The sequence below is a fragment of the Streptosporangium sp. NPDC051023 genome, from assembly GCF_040689595.1.
Lineage (GTDB): Bacteria > Actinomycetota > Actinomycetes > Streptosporangiales > Streptosporangiaceae > Streptosporangium.
This window is the reverse complement of the sequence record NZ_JBFBCE010000048.1, coordinates 18112-40949: the sequence shown is the minus strand read 5'-3', so window position 1 is coordinate 40949 and position 22838 is coordinate 18112. Positions and strand designations below refer to the sequence as shown.

18 protein-coding genes are annotated in these 22838 nt (G+C 68.5%); 5 read left to right on the top strand and 13 right to left on the bottom strand.

The features are described from left to right. Positions 1 to 223 precede the first annotated feature (223 nt). A complete protein-coding gene (locus tag AB0395_RS28345) occupies positions 224 to 1285 on the top strand; it encodes a low specificity L-threonine aldolase (protein WP_366286035.1) in 1062 nt (353 codons plus the stop codon). 688 nt (positions 1286 to 1973) lie between these two features. Here the strand turns inward: AB0395_RS28345 and AB0395_RS28340 are convergent. Together AB0395_RS28340 and AB0395_RS28335 are read right to left on the bottom strand one after the other, a co-directional pair. Next, positions 1974 to 2930, bottom strand: coding sequence for a D-alanine--D-alanine ligase (locus tag AB0395_RS28340; protein ID WP_366286032.1), 957 nt, complete (start codon positions 2928 to 2930; stop codon positions 1974 to 1976). 1466 nt (positions 2931 to 4396) lie between these two features. Further along, positions 4397 to 5629, bottom strand: coding sequence for a PLP-dependent aminotransferase family protein (locus tag AB0395_RS28335; protein ID WP_366286099.1), 1233 nt, complete (start codon positions 5627 to 5629; stop codon positions 4397 to 4399). A gap of 295 nt (positions 5630 to 5924) precedes the next feature. Here AB0395_RS28335 and AB0395_RS28330 point away from each other — a divergent pair, with 295 nt between their 5' ends. Beyond that, entirely contained in the window at positions 5925 to 6545 is a 621-nt protein-coding gene (locus AB0395_RS28330; protein WP_366286029.1) for a GNAT family N-acetyltransferase, read from the top strand. A 262-nt stretch (positions 6546 to 6807) separates the two neighbouring features. Here AB0395_RS28330 and trxA read toward each other — a convergent pair whose 3' ends face one another. From trxA to AB0395_RS28290, 8 genes are all read right to left on the bottom strand, one after another. Beyond that, entirely contained in the window at positions 6808 to 7131 is a 324-nt protein-coding gene (gene trxA / locus AB0395_RS28325; RefSeq protein ID WP_366286026.1) for a thioredoxin, read from the bottom strand. Positions 7132 to 7169: 38 nt separating this feature from the next. Further along, positions 7170 to 8102, bottom strand: a complete 933-nt coding sequence (gene trxB / locus AB0395_RS28320; protein ID WP_366286023.1) for a thioredoxin-disulfide reductase — start codon at positions 8100 to 8102, stop codon at positions 7170 to 7172. Positions 8103 to 8290: 188 nt separating this feature from the next. Further along, on the bottom strand, positions 8291 to 9193 hold the full coding sequence (locus AB0395_RS28315; protein ID WP_366286020.1) for a zf-HC2 domain-containing protein: 903 nt from the start codon (positions 9191 to 9193) through the stop codon (positions 8291 to 8293). Further along, on the bottom strand, positions 9183 to 9788 hold the full coding sequence (gene sigM / locus AB0395_RS28310) for an RNA polymerase sigma factor SigM (protein ID WP_366286017.1): 606 nt from the start codon (positions 9786 to 9788) through the stop codon (positions 9183 to 9185). Before sigM ends, AB0395_RS28315 begins: the two co-directional genes overlap by 11 nt. A gap of 154 nt (positions 9789 to 9942) precedes the next feature. Next, positions 9943 to 11448, bottom strand: a complete 1506-nt coding sequence (locus tag AB0395_RS28305) for a protein kinase family protein (RefSeq protein ID WP_366286014.1) — start codon at positions 11446 to 11448, stop codon at positions 9943 to 9945. A 195-nt stretch (positions 11449 to 11643) separates the two neighbouring features. After that, the gene (murJ, locus tag AB0395_RS28300) at positions 11644 to 13248 is read right to left on the bottom strand and encodes a murein biosynthesis integral membrane protein MurJ (protein ID WP_366286011.1); all 1605 of its coding nucleotides are present in this window, start codon (positions 13246 to 13248) and stop codon (positions 11644 to 11646) included. Positions 13249 to 13300: 52 nt separating this feature from the next. Further along, positions 13301 to 15493, bottom strand: a complete 2193-nt coding sequence (locus tag AB0395_RS28295; RefSeq protein WP_366286008.1) for a DUF6049 family protein — start codon at positions 15491 to 15493, stop codon at positions 13301 to 13303. Positions 15494 to 15539: 46 nt separating this feature from the next. Beyond that, the gene (locus AB0395_RS28290; RefSeq protein ID WP_366286005.1) at positions 15540 to 16061 is read right to left on the bottom strand and encodes a YbaK/EbsC family protein; all 522 of its coding nucleotides are present in this window, start codon (positions 16059 to 16061) and stop codon (positions 15540 to 15542) included. A gap of 170 nt (positions 16062 to 16231) precedes the next feature. Between AB0395_RS28290 and AB0395_RS28285 the strand changes: the two genes are divergently transcribed. Both AB0395_RS28285 and AB0395_RS28280 read left to right on the top strand, forming a co-directional pair. Further along, positions 16232 to 17629: a CCA tRNA nucleotidyltransferase gene (locus tag AB0395_RS28285; protein WP_366286001.1), complete on the top strand. Its 1398-nt coding sequence runs from the start codon at positions 16232 to 16234 to the stop codon at positions 17627 to 17629. A 68-nt stretch (positions 17630 to 17697) separates the two neighbouring features. Further along, positions 17698 to 18897, top strand: coding sequence for an adenosylmethionine--8-amino-7-oxononanoate transaminase (locus tag AB0395_RS28280; RefSeq protein WP_366285998.1), 1200 nt, complete (start codon positions 17698 to 17700; stop codon positions 18895 to 18897). Here the strand turns inward: AB0395_RS28280 and AB0395_RS28275 are convergent. Then, positions 18848 to 20149: an MFS transporter gene (locus AB0395_RS28275; RefSeq protein ID WP_366285996.1), complete on the bottom strand. Its 1302-nt coding sequence runs from the start codon at positions 20147 to 20149 to the stop codon at positions 18848 to 18850. The two genes, AB0395_RS28280 and AB0395_RS28275, sit on opposite strands and share 50 nt — an antisense overlap. A gap of 139 nt (positions 20150 to 20288) precedes the next feature. Here AB0395_RS28275 and idi point away from each other — a divergent pair, with 139 nt between their 5' ends. Further along, on the top strand, positions 20289 to 20870 hold the full coding sequence (gene idi, locus AB0395_RS28270) for an isopentenyl-diphosphate Delta-isomerase (RefSeq protein ID WP_366285993.1): 582 nt from the start codon (positions 20289 to 20291) through the stop codon (positions 20868 to 20870). Between the two features lie 129 nt (positions 20871 to 20999). On the opposite strand, the gene AB0395_RS28265 is transcribed toward idi, so the two are convergent. Continuing rightward, the gene (locus AB0395_RS28265; protein WP_366285990.1) at positions 21000 to 22079 is read right to left on the bottom strand and encodes an inositol-3-phosphate synthase; all 1080 of its coding nucleotides are present in this window, start codon (positions 22077 to 22079) and stop codon (positions 21000 to 21002) included. A gap of 27 nt (positions 22080 to 22106) precedes the next feature. Further along, a complete protein-coding gene (locus tag AB0395_RS28260; protein WP_366285988.1) occupies positions 22107 to 22787 on the bottom strand; it encodes a PadR family transcriptional regulator in 681 nt (226 codons plus the stop codon). Between the last annotated feature and the right edge of the window lie 51 nt (positions 22788 to 22838).

The window sequence follows — 22838 nt, the reverse complement described above, 5'->3', positions numbered from 1 at the left end:
GCGCGAATGCTCACAGACGCAGCGCGAGTCGGGGCGCCAGTCCCTGAGGATGACCCGTACCTCGCAGCGCGAGTGCTCACAGAACGCAGCGCGAGTGCTCATAGGACGAGGAAGGCGGGAGCGAGGGTTCGTCTCGGCGTTCGATGATTGGGCAGATTTTTCTGTCATTCGGACGACCGTGGCAGGCGGAAAGATCCAAACGGTGCGACCTAGGCTGGATCTCGTGCTGACTTTCACCTCTTCCTTCCCCAAGAGTTTCGCCAGTGACAACCACGCGGGCGTGCATCCCGCGGTGCTCGCCGCCATCATCGAGGCGAACACGGCAGACACACCCGCCTATGGTGGCGATCCCTGGACCCGGGCGATGGAAGACGCCTTCCGCGTCGAGTTCGGCGCTCAGGCGACCACCTACGCCATGCTCAACGGCACCGGCGCGAACGTTGTGGGGCTCGGCCTCGTCCTACGGTCCTACGACGCTGTGCTCTGCCCGGAGAGCGCCCATATCAACACCAACGAATGCGGCGCCGCGGAGCGCGTGCTCGGCGCCAAGCTGGTCCCCCTCCCCACGGACGACGGCAAGATCAGGGTGGAGGACATCCGTGATCGGCTCGGCGTACTGGGTGACGAACACCATTCCCAGCCCCGTGTCATCTCCATCTCCCAGGTGACCGAGTGCGGCACCTGCTACACCCCTGACGAGATCACCAGGCTTGCCGAGTTCGCCCACGCGCACGGGCTCTTCCTGCACATGGACGGGGCCCGGCTGGCCAATGCTGCCGCCGAGCTGGGTTGCTCGATGCGCGCGCTCACCACGGATGCCGGGGTGGACCTGCTCAGCTTCGGCGGCACGAAGAACGGCGCCATGGGCGCGGAAGCGTTGGTTCTCCTCAGGCCTGAGCTGGACGCTCCCGCGTTGTTTCTGCGCAAGCAAGGCATGCAGCTTGCCTCCAAGATGCGCTTCGTCTCCGCTCAGTTGACCGCGCTTCTCACCGACGACCTCTGGCGCCGGAACGCCTCGCACGCCAACGCCATGGCTCACCGTCTGGCGAACGGCGTCGCCGATCTTCCCGGTGTCTCGCTTCGCTATCCCGTCCAGTCGAACGCCGTCTTTCCCGTGCTGCCAGAGAAAGTGATCGCCGAGCTTCAGCAGCGATATCTCTTCCACGTCTGGGATGAGACCGAGAACGTGGTGCGGTGGGTGACGGCCTTTGACACCACCCCTGAGCACGTGGACGCGTTCATCGCCGATATCCGGCTCGCCGTACGTGGGGAGGTCGACGCCTGACGAGCGACTGTTTCACCACGTTCCTCCAGCATGGATGCCCCGTCCTTCGGAGCGAGGAGGAAATGCGGGGCGGTTCCTCATGGTGTTCTCCGGATTTGCTTAGCGGGGCTTGTTGCGGTGATAGGGCTGGCGATAACCAAGCTGGCGTTGCGCGACCGCCCCAGGGCATGGGGTGGCAGCGCGGGGAGCCCTTCAGGCGCTGGGTGGGGCTGTGAACCGCGAACCACTCGGTTTCGGCCGGGAATCCCGGTCCCTCTGGGGCCGGGAGGATGTCAAGTGAAACGAAGCTCGGAGAACTCTCCGACGTGAGCCGTGTTTCACGTGAAACGAGATCTGGTGCTCCTTCGAGGAGGCTGCGTTTCACGTGAAACACGCCTCTTAAGGGGTGAGAGACGCAGACGGTCCGGGCGGTGCGGCGAGAAGGGGCTGTCCCGTCCTCGGGTAGCCAAGCTGAGTACGCCCGCGTCGAAGATGGCGTCGACGACACCCGGTGCGCGCCGCTCGCCGGCACTGCACGTGGGCCGAGTGGATCGTCGTTGCTCGCCGTGCTGACGCTACGGAAGAACCTCGAGACCCACGAGGGTCGTGGATCTCGAGGGAGTGGAGATGGCCGGATGAGACCGGCGCCGGGTGGCCCGACGCCGGTTGTGGAAGTGAGAAGCCAGCCGCAAGGTGAGGGAAGAAGGAATCAGGCGGTGTGGCGGGCTGCGGCCTGCTCCAGGAGAACCCGGCAAAGGGTGCCGAGGTCGTCGCCTGCGGCCTCCACCGCCATGGGCAGCAGAGAGGTCTCGGTCATCCCTGGGGCGACGTTGACTTCCAGGAAGTAGGGAAGCCCCGCTCCGTCGACGATGAGGTCGGTGCGGGAGACATCGCGAAGGCCGAGTGCGGTATGAGCCGTGACGGCCATCTCCGCGCAGGCGGCGGAGGATTCAGGAGAAAGCCGAGCCGGGGCAAAGAACTCGGTGTGCCCCGCGGTGTAGCGGGCGGCGTAGTCGTAGACGCCCGCGTCCGGCACGATCTCGACTGGCGGCAGAGCCACCGGTCCTTCGCCGAGGTCGATCACGGAGACGGAGACCTCGACGCCCTCGATGTAGCGTTCAATCAGCGCGGTGTCGCCGTAGGCGAAGCAACCGACCATGGCCGAGGAGAGATCCTCCGCGGTACGGACGATCGACGCGCCAAGGGCCGAGCCGCCGCGAGACGGCTTGACGAACAACGGAAGGCCAAGACGCTCGACGATGCGGGCCAGCACCGCGGAGGCGCCGAGGTCGTGGAAGGTCTCCTTGGGAAGTGTCACCGAGTCGGGGGTGCGTAGACCGACGGAGCGGACGACAGTCTTGGCCGTTGGCTTGTCGAAGGCCACCCTGCACGCATCGGGACCGGCACCCACGTAGGGAACCGAGAGAAGCTCCAGCACCGAGCGGATGGCGCCGTCCTCACCCGCACCGCCGTGAAGGGTGACGAAAACCGCATCCGGCGGGTCGGCGAGCACATAGGGCACCAGGGAGGCGTCGGTGTCGCGCGTCTCCACCGAGACCCCCGCCCCGCGCAGCACCTCGCTCACGCGACGGCCCGACCGGAGGGACACCTCCCGTTCGTAGGACAGCCCACCCGCCAGAACGAGCACGTGGCCCAGATCACTCATCCGAAAATACCTCTCTTCGCGGCCCACGCCGAGCCTTTGGGGTCACTCTCACGCGACCGGTGCGATCGCCGCACAACGGCGCCGGAAGTCACCGTACGGCACAGCGTCCGAAGTGAGGTTATGGCACCAGTGTCCGAGGCGACGTCGTGGCGGAACGCCGGACGTCACCGTACGGCATCGCCGCACCGGTACACGGGGCGACTCCCCCACGCGCTCCGAACGGCACCGTCTCAGGACTGCCGTGCTGGACGCTGACTGCCCCGGCGGGTGTCTTCGAGCCAGTCCGAGTGGCCGGCTGTCTCCAGGGGTGCCTGTCCTTCGGCCTGTCCGGGCGGCTGTCCGCCTCCAGCGGGTGTCCGGCCATCTCTGGCGGTTGTTCGCCGGGTCACGCACCGTCCATCGGCGCCGATCAGGTTCGTTTCACTGCTCGCCGTACCGGCGCCGGGGAAGAGCCCGAACGTGAGAGGTAGGTGGTCGTCGTATCGGTGTGTTGGGAGGGCGTGGGGGCGGGGGTGGTGGGCTGGATGTGGTGAAGGAGTGCCGAGGTGCTGGGGCGCTGGGGTGATGGAGGGGATTCGGGCGCGAAGAGGTGGGGGGTTGTCGTATCGGTGTGTTGGGAGGGTTCGGGGGTGGGGTGATGTCGTTGGGGCGTGGGGGCGGTGGGCTGGATGTGGTGAAGGAGTGCCGGGGCGCCGGGGCACCGGGACGGTGGAGGGGGTTCGAGCGTGGAGAGGTGGGGCGCCGTATCGGGTGTGTGGTGTTAGACGGTCCCGACGCGTTCACCGGCGGCGGCTGTCAACGGTCAGGTGCGTGCCGCCGCTGGTGGCCATCTAAAGTCCCATGCCTGCGAAGTTGACTACTTCTTGGCGAGACGGCCTCCTGAGCGGTGATCTCGTGACTGGATAACACCGTCACGATCACTGCTCAGGGCACATCCCTCTCCACGACACGCGAACACCACGTGGGAGAAGTGGGGACCTGAACCGGCCATCAGTGGTGACCTCGAACGGGCCACCTACGACGTTTACCTGGCCACGGACAGCGGTTCCTGATGTGCTCAGCCAGGCGCCTCGGGGTGCGCGGGCTGCCGCCCCCAGGACAGGCCGTGGCGGGGGTACTACGAGCCTGGGCCTCCCGGGAGGTTGCCTTCGAGGGGTGTCCAGGGGGCCTTCAGGGGGCGTCCGGAGTGGCCTTCGGAGGCCACCCGGGTGAGGGATCCCGGACATGCCGGAGGTGGCGCCGACTGGGGCAAGGGCGCCGCGGGGTGGCAGGGGGTGCGGGCTGCGGGGGGAGGTCTCTCGAACGCGGTGCGGGGTTTCCGCGTCGGGGCGGTGGAAGGTCTTTGACGGCGATGGAAGGTTTTTGAGGATGGTGGGAGGTCTTTGACGGTGGAGGTGTCGCTTGCCCTGCCGGCGCGGTGGGGCCTTCGGATGAGGTGAAGGTGGGTGACCACCGCGCCGGGGGGGTCAGGCGAGATCGGGGCCTGGAGTGTCGACTCCGACACGGTCAGCGGGCGCGCCCGGACCGAACGTGTCGCGCACCTGTAGCTCCTGCTCGATCACTCCGGCCAGGCGGCGGACGCCTTCACGGATGCGCTCCGGCTCCGGATAGCAGTAGGACAGGCGCATGTGGCGAGCGCCGCTACCGTCGGCGTAGAAGCCGGTGCCCGGCACGAAGGCGACCCGCTCTGCCACCGCGCGGGGCAGCAGCGCCTTGGAGTCCAATCCCTCGGGCAGGGTGGCCCAGACGAAAAAACCACCGGCGGGGCGGGTCCAGGTGCAGTCTGCGGGCATCAGCGCCTCCAGGGCGCTGAGCATGGCGTCGCGCCGCTCGCAGTAGAGCTCCCTGAAGGTCTTGATCTGCTCACGCCACGGTTGGGTGGCGAGATACTGGCCGACGGCGAGCTGGGTGAAGGTGGAGTGGGACAGGACGGCCGACTCCATCGCCAGCACCAGCTTTTCGCGGATGGCGTGTGGCGCGAGGGCCCAGCCGACGCGGAAACCGGGTGCCAGGGTCTTGGAGAAGGAACCGAGGTAGACGACCCCGTCCGAGCTGTCGGCACGCAGCGCCCGCATGGGTTCGCCCTCGAAACCGAGCAGGCCGTACGGGTTGTCCTCCACGATCAGGACGCCTGCCCGCTGGCAGATGTCCAGGATCTGCTGCCTGCGCGACACGTTGAGCGTGACCCCGGCAGGGTTCTGGAAGTTGGGGACGGTGTACAGGAATTTGATCCGGTTGCCTGCCGTCTGCAGCGCGTAGACGGTCTGGGCCAGTGATTCGGGGATGATCCCCTCGTCGTCCATGGCGATGTGGACGACCTTGGCCTGGTAGGCGGAGAAGGTGCCCAGCGCGCCCACATATGAGGGACCCTCGGCAAGGATGACGTCGCCCGGGTCGATGAAGATGCGGGTGATCAGGTCGAGGGCCTGCTGTGAGCCGACGGTCACCACGACGTCGTTCGAGTTGGCCTCGATCCCCTCAAGGCGCATGACATCGCAGATCTGCTCGCGCAGGTGCGGGTCCCCCTGGCCTGAGCCGTACTGAAGTGCGACGGGGCCGCGACGGGCCACCAGGTCGGCGACCAACTCCCCCACGACGTCGAGGGGAAGCGCGGTGACGTACGGCATGCCGCCCGCGAGCGAGACCACCTCAGGCCTCGACGCGACGGCGAAAAGAGCTCGAACCTCGGAGGCGACCATCCCGGTAGCTCGTGCGGCGTACCGATCGACATAGGCGTCGATGCGCGACCCTTGGGACGCGATGGCCTGACCGTGATCTGACTCTTGGGGCACGGTCCACCTCCTTGGTTACGGGGAGCACGGAGTGCTCAGGCTAGAGAAACCAGGGTACGGCAGTGGTGGTTGTCGTCTGCGTGTGGGGACGGGACACCCTGAAACCGGGGCCCGCACTGAGCTACGATGCCAGCTGGAGACGCCGTTTTCGCGCGTTTTTCGCCATGGCTTGCACTCGTCTCGCCAGGATTGGGGCCAACAGGTGTCGCGTCGGCTGGCAAACGTCACTCTTGACAATCTCGACGACCTGCCGTACCGGTGCCGCCGGTGCGTTTTCTGGGAACTGGATCCCGTGAACGGCAACCGCGCGGTCGAGGCCGGTGATCCCGGGCTGGAGAAAGAGGCCTGGATCTCCTCGACCCTGCTGGAGTGGGGCAGCTGCGGGAAGATCGTCTATGTGGACGGCGTTCCTGCGGGCTTCGTGCTCTACGCGCCTCCGAACCACGTGCCCCGTTCGGTGGCGTTCCCGACCTCGCCGGTCAGTGCGGACGCCGTGCTGCTGATGACCGCGCACATCATTCCGGAGTTCTCCGGCGGCGGTCTGGGCCGGATGCTGGTCCAGGGGGTGGCCAAGGATCTGACCCGGCGCGGGGTGCGGGCGATCGAGGCGTTCGGCGACCTGAAGTGGGAGCAGCCGGGAGCGTGCGTGATGCCCGCCGACTACCTGCTCTCGGTCGGTTTCAAGACGGTCAGGCCGCACCTGCGCTTCCCCAGGCTCCGCCTCGAGCTCAAGTCCGCCGTTTCGTGGCGTGAGGACGTCGAGGTGGCGCTGGAGAGGCTGCTCGGCTCCATGACCCCGGAAAGAGCGCTAAGGCCCGTCTGAGGCGATTTGAGGGCCTCGGGCCCGGCCTCTCAGGAGCACCCAGGAAACGGGCGCCACACTCATCGCGCCCGTGACCGTCCTCACGACCGCGATGGTGTGCCCGTGAACGTGCGAAAGCCCCCTGCGGTGGGACGCGAGGGGGCTTTCACTGGGTGGAGACCGCTCGAAAAGCGGCTGGTACGGCTCCGCTGTGGGGTGCGACAGCCGCAGGGGGCCCTTTGGACCTGCCCCGTGCGAGACGGTTCCCGAAGGGGACAAGGACCTAGATGATGCCCTCGAGCTCGCGAAGCAGCATGGCCTTCGGCTTGGCGCCGATGATCTGCTTCACAACCTCTCCGTTCTTGTAGACGTTCAGGGTCGGGATCTGGAGTACGCCGTACGTCCCGGCGATCGACGGGTTCTCGTCGACGTTGAGCTTGACGATGGTCAGCTTCTCGCCCTGCTCGTTGGCGATCTCTTCCAGGATCGGGGCAACCTGGCGGCACGGGCCGCACCACTCCGCCCAGAAGTCGACGATGACGGGCTTGTCACTCTTCAGGACGTCGGCGTCGAAGCTGGCTTCGGTTACGTTCTTGATGGTGCCCAAGGTTCCTGTGCTCCCTCTTTGCGGTGGTGTGGTGTGGATCAGCTGTCGTGCTCGGCCAGCCAGCGCTCGGCGTCCAGCGACGCGGCGGTGCCGGTACCGGCGGCGGTGATCGCCTGGCGGTAGATGTGGTCGACGACGTCGCCCGCGGCGAAGACACCGTCCAGGTTGGTGCGCGTTGAGGGGGAGTCGACCTTGATGTAGCCCTCGTCGTCGAGCTCGACCTGGCCCTTGACCAGCTCGGTGCGGGGGTCGTGGCCGATGGCGATGAACAGGCCGGTGGCCGCGAGCTCGCTCTCCTCGCCGGTCTTGAGGTTGCGCAGGCGCACCCCGGCGACCTTGGCGTCGCCCAGGACGTCGACGACCTCGCTGTCCCAGACGAAGCGGATCTTCTCGTTGGCGAACGCGCGATCCTGCATGATCTTGCTGGCGCGCAGCTCGCCGCGGCGGTGCACGACGGTCACCGAGCTGGCGAACCGGGTAAGGAAGGTGGCCTCCTCCATGGCGGTGTCGCCGCCGCCGACGACCACGATGTCCTGGCCGCGGAAGAAGAAGCCGTCACAGGTGGCACACCAGGAGACGCCGTGGCCGGACAGGCGCTTCTCGTTGGGCACGCCGAGCTCGCGGTAGCCGGAGCCGGTGGCCAGGATGACGGCCTTGGCGAGGTAGGTGTCGGTGGCGGTCTTGACGACCTTGGGGGTGACGGTCAGGTCGACCTCGACCACGTCGTCGGCGACCAGGTCGGCGCCGAACCGCTCGGCCTGCTTGCGCAGGCTGTCCATGAGGTCGGGGCCCATGATGCCGTCGGGGAAGCCGGGGAAGTTCTCCACCTCGGTCGTGTTCATCAGAGCGCCGCCCGCGGTGACCGAGCCCTCGAAGACCAGTGGCTTGAGGTCGGCGCGTGCGGAGTAAACAGCCGCGGTGTAACCGGCGGGACCCGATCCAATGATGATCACATTTCGGACGTCGATCACTGTTGCGCCTTTCCCTCTGTCGTTGCCAGTGGCGTCAACAGATCCTAGGCGTCGGTGATTCCCGCCCGGCACGGGAGAGCCCGGCATGGACGAATCCATACCGGGCTCTCCCGTCAGCGGGGCGCGGACCGCGGTGCCCGCGGCCTGTTCCAGTGTTCTCCGGGTGTTCTCCCGGTGCCGTCTCCCGGCTACTTCCAGTGTGCGAGAGCAGGCTTCCGCACGTTGTCGCACTGCGGACCCATGACGTGAACGCTCACCGTGTTCTTGGCCCGGTTGTTCCAGAAGACCATGATGTTGGCCTCCTGCCCGTTGTAGAAGCCCTGGTCGACGGCGAACGGAGCCTTGCCGACCTTGGCGGAGACCCGCTTGACACACTGGTCGAGCTTGGAGCCCTCCGACTGGTCCTGGGCCACGATCTGCGCCGGACCGATGTAGTCCAGCAGCGACCCGCGAAGCTCCTGCTCGGTGTAGTTCCAGTTGCTGTCGGTCAGCTGGTAGCCGTCACTCCTTGGCGAGGAGGGCGGCAGGGCGATGACCGACGACGACGGCGTCGGGTGGCCCTGCGGCGCCGCCGCGGTGAGCACACCGCTCGTCATCACAGCCGCGCCCACAACCGCCGCCGCGGCTCCCGCCGCCACCGCGGGCAGCGCCCACCGGCGCCGCTGCGTGGCCCTGCGCCGTCTGGCGGGCCTGACGGCGCCGTCGTCGCCGACGACCCCGAGCTGTGGCACCAGCTCGGGCTCCGGCTGCGGCAGAACCGGCTCAGGCTCGGGGAGAGACGTCGTCTCCCACGGCGCGTCGCGCATTATGTCGTCCCAGGCCGGTGCTTGCACCAGGCCTACTCCACCTCCACGGAAGCTTTCGGCCTCTGCGGCCAGCGCGCGATCGATCCGGAGCGCGACCCCCATCGGCATCGCCGGGGTGGGCGTCGCCGCGAGCACCTCACGGACCGCTGCGAGGTCGGCGAGGCTTTCGCCACAGGGGTCGCAGATCGCGAGATGCTCGCGTACCTGCAGGGCCGTGGCGGCGTCGAGAAGACCCTCTGCCAGTTCGGCGAGGATCTCCAGGTCGTAGTGCGTATCACCCGTCACGAAGTTCTGCTCCCTTCGCGGATGAGACGCGAGACAGGTCGGATCGGTTCCGCAGGTGCGAAAGAATTGGGGCGAGTTTCGCGCGTCCGCGCGCGCACCTGCTCTTCACGGTGCCGCTCGGCACCTCCAGGACCTGGGCCGCGTCCTCCACGGAGTACCCCATCATGTCCACGAGCACGAGTGCCGCCCGCTGGTCGGACGGCAGCAGCTTGAGCGCGGCGGAGACCTCCATCGAGACCTCGCGCTCGGCTGTCTGGTCGAGCACCGGAGTGTCGCGTTCCGCGGCCTCGACGAGCTCGTCGTCCGCGACCGGGCGTACGGATTTCCTGCGCATGCGGTCAAGGCAGGCGTTCACCACGATGCGGTGCAGCCACGTGGTGACGGCCGCCTCGCCGCGGAAACTCTCGGCCTTCCGATAGGCCGAGACGAAGGCGTCCTGTACGGCGTCGGCCGCCTCGTCGGGGTCGCCCAGCGTACGGAGGGCGACCGCCCACATGCGGTCTCGATGCCGCTTGACTATTTCACTGAAAGCCTGCGGATCTCCGGCGATGTGCCGGGTCAGCAGATCGGCGTCGGACACAACGGGCCGCGCCATCTGCTGTTCCGCCGCTGGCGGGGTCTCGGGTGGGGAATTCACAAGGAGAGTCCTGCTGCCGGTCCGGGGAGAACACCACTACGGGATAGATGGTGCCACGAAATCTCACATGATCGGCAAGAAGTCGGCTAAAAGCGATCAAATCGCACCGGCGTCACTTGGTGGCGAGCACCTTCACGTCGAGGACGGTGCCGCGGAACTTCCCCTGGTAGGTGGGCAGTTTGGTGAACCAGACCAGAAGGTAGCGGCCCTTCTGCGGGGAGTCGGCGTTGAAGGTCTTCTTGCCCGCCGCGTCGGTGAACTTGTGGATGACCGACAGGCTGTTCAGCTCGGAGGAGTCACCGGCCCTGAGCTCAACGGTGCCGCCCGAGCTCTCGCCGCCGAAGTCGACCGTCACCTGCTTGATCGGCACGCTCTGCCCCAGGTCGAGCAGGAGGCCGACCCCCTCCTTCAACCGGCCGAAGTCGGCCGACGCGTACGACTGCGTGTGCCAGTCGGTTGAGGGCTTGCCGTCGACCGCGTTGAGGGCCAGGTCGGCCCGCTCCTCACCGTCGCCGAGTGGGTCGAAGCCGGAGACCGACTGGGGCTTCACCTCGCGGGTCGCGACGGCCGTCGTCGGCGTCGGGGTGGCGGTCACCCCTGCGGTCGGGGTTCCGGCGTTGCCGATGCTGCGGCCGAGGGTCCAGGCGCCCAGGCCGACGGCCGCCATCACCAGCAGCACGACCGCGGTCATGGCCACCTTGCCGAGCACTCCGCCGCCCGTCGAGGGCGGCGGCCTGTGCTGCTGGACCCGCTGGATGGGAGGGGGCGCGGGGCGCTGGGAGGCCGAGGTCTCCAGCCCCTCGGAACGCGAGGCCGCGACCTGGGGCATCGGCGTCATCGGCACGGGCATCGGCGTCGGTCTGGGGACCGAGCTGAGGGCCTCCGCCAGCTCGGCGGGTGTCGTGAACGGGGTGAGCGCGCGCTTGGCCTCCGGCAGCAGCGCCCTGCAGGTGATGGTGTCGAGATAGCCGGGCACGCCCGCGGTGACCTGGCGGGGCGTGCAGAAATGACCGTCGTCGACGGGGGCGGGCGGAAGCCCGAGGTCCTCGTCGCCGGGCCAGTGCCCGGTCAGCCCGGCGTACAGCAGGCGGCCGAGCCCCTCGGTGTCCGCGCGGTCCGGCTCCTCGCTCGTGACGTCCATCAGCACGGCGTCGATGCCGAGGCCGAGCAGCTTGACCGTGCTGCCCGCCGTCCACACCAGGTGCTCGGGGGTCAGGCAGAGATGGGCGAGACCGGCCTCGTGGGCGTGGGCCAGTGCCTCGGCGGCCTCGGCGACCAGCGCGGCGGCCCGCTCAGGCTCCAGCGGCCCGGCGGTGATCATGTCGGTGAGGGTCTCGCCGCTGACCCACTCGCTGACGACGTAGGAGTGGCCGTCGTCCTCGGTCGCGTCGAAGACCTGGGTCAGCCGCGGGTCGGTCAGCCTGCTGGCGACGCGGGCCGCGGAGACGACCTCGTTCAGGCGGGGGAAGTCGGGGTCGAAGGTATGCACGGCGACGGGCCTGGCGAGCACCTCGTCGATGGCCTTCCAGAGCGTCGCGCCACCGGACTCGTGGACGCGGTCCTCAAGCCGGAAACGCTCGGCCAGTTTTGCGCCGGGCTCGACGGCGGAGGAACTCATGAGCTCTCCACAAGTGAGAACACGACAGCGCCACACCAGATTGACACATCAGGACACATAACGCGATGCCGGGTGGATCCGCCCACGCCCTCCTGCTTCCATTAGCCGCATGTCACCACACGCGTTGCACCATGTTAGTCCCGCGCAGGTTCCGCCCGTGTTCTCCTTGTCAGACGCTTGGAACAACTCTTGGGATTACCGGCGTACCCGGCCCGCGACCATTTCAACGACCGAACTCACCTCGGGGATGCGCATCCGGTGCGCGACGACCAAGTAGAGAACCATACCGAGACCGCCGCCCGCGGCCAGCATGACGGCCGCGCTGAGCGCGTTCAGACCGGTCATCTCCTGGGCCAGCCACAGCACACCGAGCGCGAGCAGCGCGGCGGGCAGGGCGGCCACGTACATCCGTGAGAGCCCGGCGGCCACCGTGCGCCCCTGGAGGCCGCGCACCCGGCGGCTGGCGAGAATCCAGGCGACCGCGGTGCCCAGGACGTAGGTGACGGTGAACGCGAAGGCCAGCCCCATCACGATGTACTGCGCGGGCAGCGTCAGGTAGGCGAGCAGGCTGAGCGCGGAGTTCACCGCCACGTTGCCGAGGGCGATGAAGACCGGCGTGCGGGTGTCGCCGAAGGAGTAGAAGACGCGCAGCAGGAGCTGGAAGATCGAGAACGGCGCCAGCGCCAGGCCGAAGACCTGCAGCACGTTGCCGATGTAGATCGCGGAGTCGACGGTCATGTTGCCCCACGAGAAGATCAGCACGGTCACCGCGGGCCCCAGCACCATCAGCAGCAGTCCGGCGGGTACCAGCAGCGCCGACACCAGGCGCACGCCCGAGGAGAACTCCTCCCTGACCGTGTCGAGCTGCCCGTCGGCCACCGCCCGGCTCATCCGGGGCAGCATCGCGGTGATCACGGAGACCGCGATGATCCCGTAGGGGAGCTGGAAGAACTGGTAGGCGTAGGCGTAGGCGGAGTTGCCCGCGCCGGGGGCTCGCTCGCCCGCGCCCGAGGCGAGCTTGGTCGTGATCAGGAAGCCGAGCTGGCTGATCCCGACGTAGGCGAACGTCCACACCGCGGTGCGGCCCATCTCGCCGAGCCCCGCCTCGCGCAGGTCCAGCCTGGGTCTGAAACGGAAGCCGACCCGGTGCAGCGAGACGACCAGCACCAGGCACTGGGCCACGATTCCCGCGGTCGTGCCCAGGCCGAGCAGGGCCAGGTCGGAGTCGGTCACCGTGTTGATGTCCGTGCCCGCGAGGCCCAGCTTCAGGTAGTAGGCCAGGGCGACGCAGATCATCACGATGTTGTTCAGCACCGGCGCCCACATCGGGGCGGCGAACCTGTCGCGGGTGTTGAGGATCGCCCCCGCGATCGCCCCGACTCCGAAGAAGGCGATCTGCGGAAGGATGTACTGCGCCAGCCTGACCGCGACCTCGGTCTTCCTGGGGTTCCAGCCGGCGCTGTAGAGGCTGATCAGCGGGCCGGCCAGCACCACGCCCGCGACCGCGACCAGCGTCAGCACGATGATCCCGAGCGTCATCAGCCGCTGCTCGTAGGCCCTGCCCCCGTCGGCGTCGCTGCGCTGCCGTCGGACGATCATGGGCACCACGACGCTGCTCAGGATGCCGCCGATGAGGAAGTCGAACAGGATGAGCGGGATCGTGTACGCCACGTTGTAGGCGTCGCCGAGCGCGAAGGTGCCGATGGCCGCGGCGAGCACCGCCGTACGGACGAATCCCGTGACGCGGGAGACCATCGTGCCCGCCGCCATGACCGCGCTCGCGCGCAGCACCCTGCTCATTGTTCTTCCTCCGCCAGATCACGCGCCAGATCGCCTGGCTGCCAGGTGCTCACTAATCGGTTCCCGCCGGAGCGTCCGCGCGTTTCCGCGGCGCGGCGGCCGCGGTGCGACGACCCCTGCGCCGCAGGACGCGCAGGACGACGGCGGCCAGCAGCACCACGAGGGCCGCGCCGACGATCACCAGGGCGATCCCGGTGTAGCCGGTCGTGCGAACCGTGAGCTCGACCGGCGTGCCGTACCTGCGCCCGTCGCCGGTCATGAGCTGGACCTTCACCGTTGTCTGGCCGCTGGCCAGCACGGTCATGGGAACCCGCACCGTCTGGTTCTGGCCGCCCAGGATGGTCAGCTGGTCCTCGTAGTTCTCGATCCTCAGCAGCTTGGGCTGCTCCGAGGTCACCTTGAGGCGGACGGACACCTTGCTGCCGATTCCCGTCAGGCTGTTGCGGACGCTGATCGGCACCTCGCCGTTCGTGCCCGCCAGGGTGCGGAGCGGGGACTGCTCGTTGCCGGTGATCGAGACCTCGCGGATGCGCCCGTCGACCGCGGTTCTCACCTGGTCGACGTACGGCGTCGCGGCGTCGCCCCTGTCCCGCCACGCGGAGGAGGACAGGCGCAGCAGCGCCAGGTCGAACACGTCGATGTCCTGGATGGTGGTGACCGCAGAGGTCAGGTCGGCGCGGCGGCCGACCTGTCTGACGGCCTTCATGTACGGCTTGACGAGCTCCTCGCGCCGCTCCTGGTCGCCGTAGGTGAGGTCGGCCCGCTGCGGCGCGACGCCCTTGCTCCGCTTCACCGAGGCGAGCGTGGCCGGGGCGAGCCATGGCAGTGTGGAGGCCGTCTTCACCAGGCCCGCCACGTACGCCGGGTCGGGGGACCAGCGCCGCTGCGGGACGGCGATCACGGTCCGCCGGGCGGTCACGGGCTCGGCGCCGATCATCGCGGTCTCCGCGATGAAGCGCTGGCGGTTCAGCACGGCGGTGCCGGCCACCGAGGTGTCCGCGGCGAGCGTCTCGCTCAGAACCTTGTCCGCGACCAGGGCGGTGACCGGGCCGTTCACACCGTCCAGCGTCGCCGACGCGTCCGGCGTCGTGACGGGCGGCGTCAGAGGGGGCAGGGCCGTCTCGTCCAGCAGCACGGTGTCGACACCGCCGGTGGCCAGCAGGTCCAGGCCGTCGTAGTCGATCCGGCCGCCGACCGGCCAGTTCACGGTGGTGATGACGTCACGGCCGAGGGTTTTCTGGCCGAGGAGCCTGGCCGCGTCGATCGCGGTCTTCGTCGAGTCGTCGACGCCGTTGTGGGCCAGGGCGGCCACGTCCGGATCGGCGTACGGGGTGGCCACGACCGGGGACTGGGCGAGCGCCGCGCGCAGGTCGGTGAGCCACTTGGCGGACGAGGCGTCCGCGGAGCGACTCTCGACCTTGTCCTTCACCTTCACCGAGTACGGGTTGCCCAGCGCCTGCGCGTCGTCGAGGAGCGAGGGGTCGACAACCCAGGTGAGGTTCTTGGCCGAGGAGGTGCTCTGGGCGAGCTTCAGCAGGTTGCCCAGGCGCTTGCCCGAGGCCATGGACGCGGGCAGGGTGTCGTCGAGGAAGACCGAGTCGACGGCCCTGCGGGGCTGGTCGACGATCGGCATGACCATGGCCAGCCTGGTGCGCGACACCTGCGCGTCCCTGGGCAGGTAGACCATGAAGGTGCGCTGGGTGGCGACCTGTTGCCCGAAGGCGTCGATCACCTGGATCAGGATCGGATAGACCCCGAAGCGGGAGATGCCCAGCTGCTGCGGCGTGAAGGCGAACTCCCACGGGGCCTTCGCGGAGGGTGCCAGGGTGCCGGGCTGCAGGTAGACCTCGTCGCGCCACGCGCCGGGCTGGTAGGCCGGCTGGCCGCTGACGTAGGCCTCCATGTCGGCGCGCCGCTGGAACGGCTGAGCCGAGTAGTACATCTTGCGGCGCATGCCGGTGACCGTCTGGGTCCCGGTGTTGACGAAGGTCCCGGAGATCTTGATCTCGGTGGTCGGCTCGCGGGGCACGTCGGGCGTCATCGCCTCGATCACCAGCTGGGGCGCCTGGCGGCCCGCGGTGGTCCCGGCGGTGGTTTCGGAGGTGGTTTCGGTGGCGGTCTCCGCGATGGTCTCGGTGCCCGCCCGCGTCGTCATCTGGGCGTTCGCCGTACCCGGAAGGGCCACGGCTGCGGGGGAGAGCAGCGCGGCGGTCAGTACGGCGAGCAGCGTGGCCTTGTGGATCACGTGCCGGCCAGGGGTGGAGTACGGCGCACGACCGTAATGCTATGGCCTATCCGGCGAGCGGGAAGGTCGCCTGCTCCCTCCGTGACCGGGATTGGGCCAGGTCGATGGTCTTCCCTGAAACAAGGGCGAGCAGGTGGTCTGCGCGGATCAGCAGGGCTGTGCGGCGTTCTCCCGTCGGGGTGTGTACGAGTTCCGGGCCGCTCGCGATCCGCTCGTCGACCAGCACGGACAGCCCGTCGGGCAGCAGCAGCGGGCAGACCAGCCCGGCCGCGTAGTCGGTCGCGGAGTTCACGGTGAAGGCGGAGGCGGGACGGACCCTGCGCGCGCCGAGCGCGCCGCCGACGACACCGGGCCGGGGAGGGGAGGCGATGGAGGTGACGACCGCCACAGGTTCGCGCCCGACGCGAGTCGTGACCTCGAAGACCGTGACTCCCACGCAGGTCGCCGGGCTCGCGGTCAGCAGCTCCGGCAGCTCCTCGGCGCACGTCATCGCGCGCGGAAGGCGTACGATCTCATGGTGAACCTGGTGTGCGAGGAGCCAGCGGTGGATCGCGAGGGCGTCCTTCATGTATGTGCTCCTTGCCTCGGCTTGCCTCGACGCACGGCCCCCGACGGTCTCTTGACTGACCGTAACCTGGTGATTGCTTGAGGTGTATCCCCAGAGGGGAACATGTTCCGTAACCGAAGGACCTACCCGGCTTGTCCCTTTCAAATCTGAGTGAGAACCAGCGGCACGGTATGAGCGAGCTGTTCCGGAAGATCGCCCCTGTGGTGGACGAGCTTGGTGAGCTGTTCGCCGCGAGGGGATACCAGATCGCCCTCGTCGGCGGTTCGGTGCGCGACGTCTTCCTCGGCAGGATCGGCAACGATCTCGACCTGACCACCGACGCGCGTCCGGAGGTGGTCCTCGACCTCGTCCGTGACTGGGCCGACTCCGTCTGGACGATCGGCATCGACTTCGGCACGGTCGGCGTTCGCAAGGGCGGCTGGCTGCTGGAGATCACCACCTACCGCAGCGAGTCCTATGACCCCAAGTCGCGCAAGCCGGAGGTCGCCTACGGCGACACATTGGAGGGCGACCTGGCCAGGCGTGACTTCGCGGTCAACGCGATGGCGCTGCGCCTGCCCGCGCGTGAGTTCGTCGACCCGCATGGCGGCCTCGACGACCTGCACGCCAGGGTGCTGCGCACGCCGGGTCCCGCCGAACGGTCCTTCGACGACGACCCGCTGCGGATGCTCAGGGCCGCCAGGTTCGCCAGCCAACTCGGCTTCACGGTCCACCCCGCGGCGCTCGCCGCGATGACCGCGATGGCCGAGCGGATCGAGATCGTCTCCGCCGAGCGAATCCGCGACGAGCTGAACAAGCTCATCTGCGGCGCCCACCCCCGTGAGGGCCTGGCGCTCCTCGTGCAGTCAGGGCTCGCCGCCCACGTGCTGCCGGAGCTGCCCAGGCTCCGCCTGGAGATCGACGAGCACCACCGGCACAAGGACGTCTACGAGCACACGCTGATCGTGCTCGAGCAGGCGATCGGCCTTGAGGAGAACGGCCCCGACAAGACTCTGCGCTGGGCCGCGCTGCTGCACGACGTCGGCAAGCCGAAGACCCGCCGTCACGAGCCGGGCGGCCGGGTCTCCTTCCACCACCACGAGGTGGTCGGAGCCCAGCTCGCCAAAAAGCGCATGACGGAGCTGAAGTTCCCCAAGGACGTGGTCGCCGACGTCTCCAGGCTGGTCGAGCTGCACCTGCGCTTCCACGGGTACGGAACGGGCGAGTGGACCGACTCGGCCGTGCGCCGCTACGTCCGCGACGCCGGGCACCTGCTCGAACGCCTCCACAAGCTGACCCGCGCCGACTGCACGACCCGCAACAGGCGTAAGGCCCAGGCCCTGTCGCAGACCTACGACCAGCTTGAGGGGCGCATCGCCAGGCTGGCCGAGGAAGAGGAGCTCGGCAAGATCCGTCCCGAGCTCGACGGCAACGAGATCCAGACCCTCCTCGGCCTGCCTCCCGGTCCCGCCGTCGGGCGCGCCTACAAGTTCCTCCTGGAGATGCGCCTGGACAAGGGGGTCATCGGCAAGGAGGCGGCCACGGACGCCCTGCGCGCGTGGGCCGGTGAGAACGGGCTCCTCCCCTGACCCCGCGGAAGGACGGCTCCCAGGCCTCCCCGTCCCCGGACGTCCTGCGGGATCTGGACCGTGAGCACGTGTGGCACCCGTACGCCGCGGTGCCGCCGGGGGTGCCCGCGCACGTGGTCTCCAGGGCCGACGGCGTACGGCTGACGCTCGCCGACGGCAGGGAGCTGGTCGACGGCATGTCGTCCTGGTGGGCGGCCATCCACGGCTACAACCACCCCAGGCTCAACCGGGCGATCGGCGACCAGCTCCAGGACATGGCGCACGTCATGTTCGGCGGGCTCACCCACGAGCCCGCCGTACGGCTCGCGCGCACGCTGGCCGATATGACCGGGCTGCCGAAGGTGTTCCTGGCCGACTCGGGCTCGGTCGCGGTCGAGGTCGCGATCAAGATGGCGTTCCAGTTCACCGGCAGGAGCCGCCTGTTCACGGTCAGGGGCGGCTACCACGGCGACACCTTCGGGGCGATGGCCGTCTGCGATCCGGTCAACGGCATGCACCACCTGTTCTCCGGCGCGCTGCCCCGGCACGTGTTCGCCGACCGGCCGCCCGCCGCGTTCGACGAGGCGTATATCGCCCACCTGGACGAGACGGTCGCCGCGCACGCCCACGAGCTGGCGGCGATCATCGTCGAGCCGGTCGTCCAGGGCGCGGGCGGCATGCGCTTCTACCACCCCGCCTACCTGCGCAGGCTCCGCGAGCTCGCCGACGAGCACGGCCTCCTGCTGATCGCCGACGAGATCGCCACCGGGTTCGGCAGGACGGGGGAGCTGTTCGGCTGCGACCACGCCGGGATCCGCCCCGACATCATGTGCCTGGGCAAGGCGCTGACCGGCGGCTACATGTCCCTGGCCGCGACACTGTGCGCCGAGCGGGTCGCCGAGGGCGTCGGGGTGCTGATGCACGGGCCGACCTTCATGGGCAACCCGCTGGCGGCCGCCGTCGCGGGCGCCTCCCTCGACCTGCTGGCCGAGCGCCCCTGGCGCGAGGAGGTCAAGCGGATCGAGGCGGGCCTGAGGGCGGGCCTGGCGGAGGCCGCCCTGGCTCCGGGCGTCAGGGAGGTGCGGGTGCTCGGCGGGATCGGAGTCATCGAGACGCACGAGCCCGTCGACGTCCGTCGGATCCAGGACGTCGTGATGGAGCACGGAGTCTGGCTGCGCCCGTTCGGCCGGCTGATCTACACGATGCCGCCCTACTCGATCGGCGACGACCTGGGGATGATCACGACCGCGATGACGACAGCGGCGTTTTCGCTCGGCTCGAGGGCGTGACCACCCGATAGAGCACGGCGCCGCCCAGGTAACCGGCGGTGATGAGCGCCAGCACCAGCAGCGACCTGCCGTTCGCCGGGAGCAGCGCGGCGGCGAGCGCGGCGGCCAGCACGTAGGTGCCGTTGAAGAGCATGTCGTAGATCGAGAAGGCCCGGCCGAGGTAGGCGTCCTCGACGTCCCGCTGCACGCTCGTGTCCGCGCAGATCTTGACGCTCTGCCCGGCGATGCCGAGCACGAAGCCGCCGGCGGCGAAGCCCCACTGCTGGAACGACGCGCAGAGGGCGAACATCAGCACGCCCGAGGTGACGAGCATGGCCGTGACCCAGGTCTCGATCCCGAAGCGCTCGGTCGCCCACGGCGTGACGAGGATGGCCAGGAAGTAGCCGACCCCTGAGGTCGCGACCACGACGGTGACCGCGGCCAGCGCGTTCTCCGCGCTGTCGGCGAAGTAGTAGCGCGAGAGCAGCACCAGCATCGCCGTGCACATGCCGTACATGAAGCGGTGGGTCGCCATCGCGCCCAGCGCCGCCGCGGCGGCTCTGTGGTGGACGATGTGCCGCGCGCCGTCGACCAGGCCGCTCACCACGTGGCGCAGCGCCTCCTTGGTCTGCGGCAGGTTCGGATCGTACGCCGGGCCAAGCAGTCGCCTGTCCATGGTCTTGGCGATCAGTGCGCTGCAGCAGAAGATCAGGCCCGAGAAGACCAGCAGCACCGCCGTCCCCCTGTGGTCGGACCCGAAGACCGCGCGCAGCAGGAAGCCGAGGCCCGCGCCGACGAAGGTCATCACGGTGCCCGAGGTCGGGGTGACCGCGTTGGCCATCAGCAGCCGGTCAGCCGGGACGACGTGCGGCAGTGAGGCGCCGAGCGCGGCCAGGAAGAAGCGGTTCACGCCGAGCACGGCGAGCGCGGCGGCGTAGAAGAAGCCGTCGGGCACGCCCGCGACGACGAGCGAGGCCGCGACCAGCATCAGCACCCCGCGGATCACCGGCGCGACCACCAGGATCTGCCGTCGTGACCACCGGTCGATGAACACGCCCGCGAAGGGCCCGAGCACGGAGTAGGGCAGGAACAGCACGGCCAGCCCGGTGGCTATCTGGACGGCGCTGGTGCTCTTCTCCGGGCTGAAGAAGGCGAATCCGGTCACCGCGAACTGGAAGATGCCGTCGGAGAACTGCGACATCAGGCGGGTGCCGAACAGCCGCCTGAAGTCCTGGCCCTCCAGGAGCACGCGTAGATCGGATACGAATGACACGCGCTCAGCCTACGCGTGACCGGTCAGCCGCGGCATCGGGAAGAACCCTGAGAAAAAGCCTGCCGGACACTTCCTTACCTTTCATGACGTAACGCTGATCAGGCATAACGAGTCGACATGATCACGTACCCTCGATCGAGTGACAGCTGATGAACACGTCGTGCTCGTCGACCCGACGGGAAACGCGATCGGCACGGCGCCGAAGGCCACGGTGCACGGCCTCGACACACCCCTGCACCTCGCCTTCTCCAGCTACGTGTTCGACGATCTGAGACGGGTGCTCCTCACCCGCAGGGCGTCACACAAGATCACTTGGCCCGGCGTGTTGACCAACAGCTGCTGCGGCCACCCGCTGCCGGGCGAGCCGCTGCCCGACGCGGTGACCCGCAGGCTTTCCCACGAGCTCGGGCTGAAAGCGGGCGGCGTCGACCTGCTGCTGCCGCGTTTCTCCTACCGCGCGGTCATGGACAGCGGGATCGTCGAGCGGGAGCTCTGCCCCGTCTACCGGGTGGTGGTCGAGGCCGAGGCCGTGCCCAACCCGGAGGAGGTCGGGGAGGTCCGCTGGATGCCCTGGGAGGAGTTCACGGCCGAGGTGCTCGGCGACCGCCTCGCGATCTCCCCGTGGTGCCGCGAGCAGGTGCCCCACCTGGTCAAGCTCGGCGCCGATCCGCTCGGCTGGCCGGTCGCGGACCCGGCGGAGCTGCCGTCCGCCGCCCGCTGACCCGCCCGCCGTACCCAAAAACGCGAAAGCGCTGTACCCGGGAACGCGGAAGCGCTGTATCCCGGAACGCGAAAGCCCCCCGCCGTGTGGCGGAGGGCCTTGCCGTAGGGGGTCGGCGCCGCGGGAGGGTCAGCGCTCGACCTCGCCGCGGATGAACTTCTCCACGTACTGCCTGGCCTCGTCGTCGGAGTACTGCTCCGGCGGGGACTTCATGAAGTAGGAGGAGGCCGACAGGATCGGCCCGGCGATGCCCCGGTCGAGCGCGATCTTGGCGGCGCGGACCGCGTCGATGATGATGCCGGCGGAGTTGGGGGAGTCCCAGACCTCCAGCTTGTACTCCAGGTTCAGCGGGGTGTCGCCGAAGGACCTTCCCTCGAGGCGGACGTAGGCCCACTTACGGTCGTCCAGCCACGGCACGTGGTCGGACGGGCCGATGTGCACATCCGCCTTGCCCATCTCGTGCGGGATCTGGGAGGTGACCGACTGGGTCTTGGAGATCTTCTTGGACTGCAGGCGCTTGCGCTCCAGCATGTTCATGAAGTCCATGTTCCCGCCGAAGTTCAGCTGGTAGGTGCGCAGCAGCTCGACGCCGCGGTCCTCGAACAGCTTGGCCATCACCCGGTGCGTGATGGTGGCGCCGACCTGCGACTTGATGTCGTCGCCGACGATGGGGACACCGGCCTCGGTGAACTTCTCCGCCCACACGGGGTCGGAGGCGATGAAGACGGGCAGCGCGTTGACGAAGGCGACCTTGGCGTCGATGGCGCACTGGGCGTAGAAGCGGTCGGCCTCCTCGGACCCGACCGGCAGGTAGGAGACGAGGACGTCGACCCGGTTGTCCTTGAGCACCTGTACGACGTCAACCGGAGCCTCGTCCGACTCCTCGATCATCTCGCTGTAGAACTCGCCAAGTCCGTCATAGGTGTGGCCACGCTGCACGGTGACGCCGAGCGGCGGCACGTCGCAGATCTTGATGGTGTTGTTCTCCGAGGCCACGATCGCCTCGGAGAGATCACGCCCGACCTTCTTCGCATCCACGTCGAACGCGGCGACGAACTCGACGTCGCCGACGTGGTAGTCACCGAACGTGACGTGCATCAGGCCCGGCACCCGGCTGCCCGGATCGGCGTCCCTGTAGTAATGCACGCCCTGCACGAGCGACGAGGCACAGTTGCCTACACCGACAATGGCTACGCGCACCGAACCCATGGCACTCGCTCCCCTTGTTCTGAATGGTCAATTGTCTTCCGAAGCGGGATGCCGCCCCGTGCTATCCACTCCGGGCATGGACGCCCGGGAGGTTCCTTCCTGTGCGGAGTCCTGTGTGGAGTGCCGCCCTTCGTCCACGGAGGAACTTCGCCGCTCCGTGGCGATCAGCTCATTCAACCAGCGCACTTCGCGTTCGACCGACTCCAGACCGTGACGCTGCAGCTCGAGGGTGTAGCTGTCCAGCCGTTCCCGGGTCCTGGCGAGGGCGGTGCGCACACCGTCGAGCCGCTCCTCGAGCCTGCTGCGGCGCCCTTCCAGGATGCGCAGCCGGACCTCGGCCTCCGTGTGCCTGAAAAAGGCGAAGTGAACACCGAAGCTCTCGTCCTCCCAAGCGGAGGGACCGGCCTGGGTGAGCAGCTCTTGGAGGCGTTCCTTGCCCTCGGTTGTCAGCTTGTAGACGATCTTCGACCGACGTCCGGTGAGCGTGATGGGGCTCTCGGCGGCGGGCGCGTCCGAGTCGTCGTCCTCGACGATGAGCCCGTCCGTCAGGAGCTGGCGAAGGCAGGGATAGAGGGAGCCATAGGAGAACGCGCGAAACATCCCGAGCAGGGAGTTGAGCCGTTTGCGCAGCTCATAGCCATGGAGCGGGGTCTCGTGCAGCGACCCGAGCACGGCGAGCTCCAGCACGCCACCACGTCCGCTGGCCACGGGAAACCACCACCTCTCGCGTCGATGTATCGAGCCGATACATCTTGAGGA

Coding starts and splice junctions, on each gene's coding strand:
- AB0395_RS28340 (WP_366286032.1), bottom strand. CDS start 2,930: ATGAGTGATCTGGGCCACGTGCTCGTTCTGGCGGGTGGGCTGTCCTAC.
- AB0395_RS28335 (WP_366286099.1), bottom strand. CDS start 5,629: ATGGTCGCCTCCGAGGTTCGAGCTCTTTTCGCCGTCGCGTCGAGGCCT.
- sigM (WP_366286017.1), bottom strand. CDS start 9,788: ATGGCGCGGCCCGTTGTGTCCGACGCCGATCTGCTGACCCGGCACATC.
- AB0395_RS28305 (WP_366286014.1), bottom strand. CDS start 11,448: ATGAGTTCCTCCGCCGTCGAGCCCGGCGCAAAACTGGCCGAGCGTTTC.
- murJ (WP_366286011.1), bottom strand. CDS start 13,248: ATGAGCAGGGTGCTGCGCGCGAGCGCGGTCATGGCGGCGGGCACGATG.
- AB0395_RS28290 (WP_366286005.1), bottom strand. CDS start 16,061: ATGAAGGACGCCCTCGCGATCCACCGCTGGCTCCTCGCACACCAGGTT.
- AB0395_RS28285 (WP_366286001.1), top strand. CDS start 16,232: ATGAGCGAGCTGTTCCGGAAGATCGCCCCTGTGGTGGACGAGCTTGGT.
- AB0395_RS28265 (WP_366285990.1), bottom strand. CDS start 22,079: ATGGGTTCGGTGCGCGTAGCCATTGTCGGTGTAGGCAACTGTGCCTCG.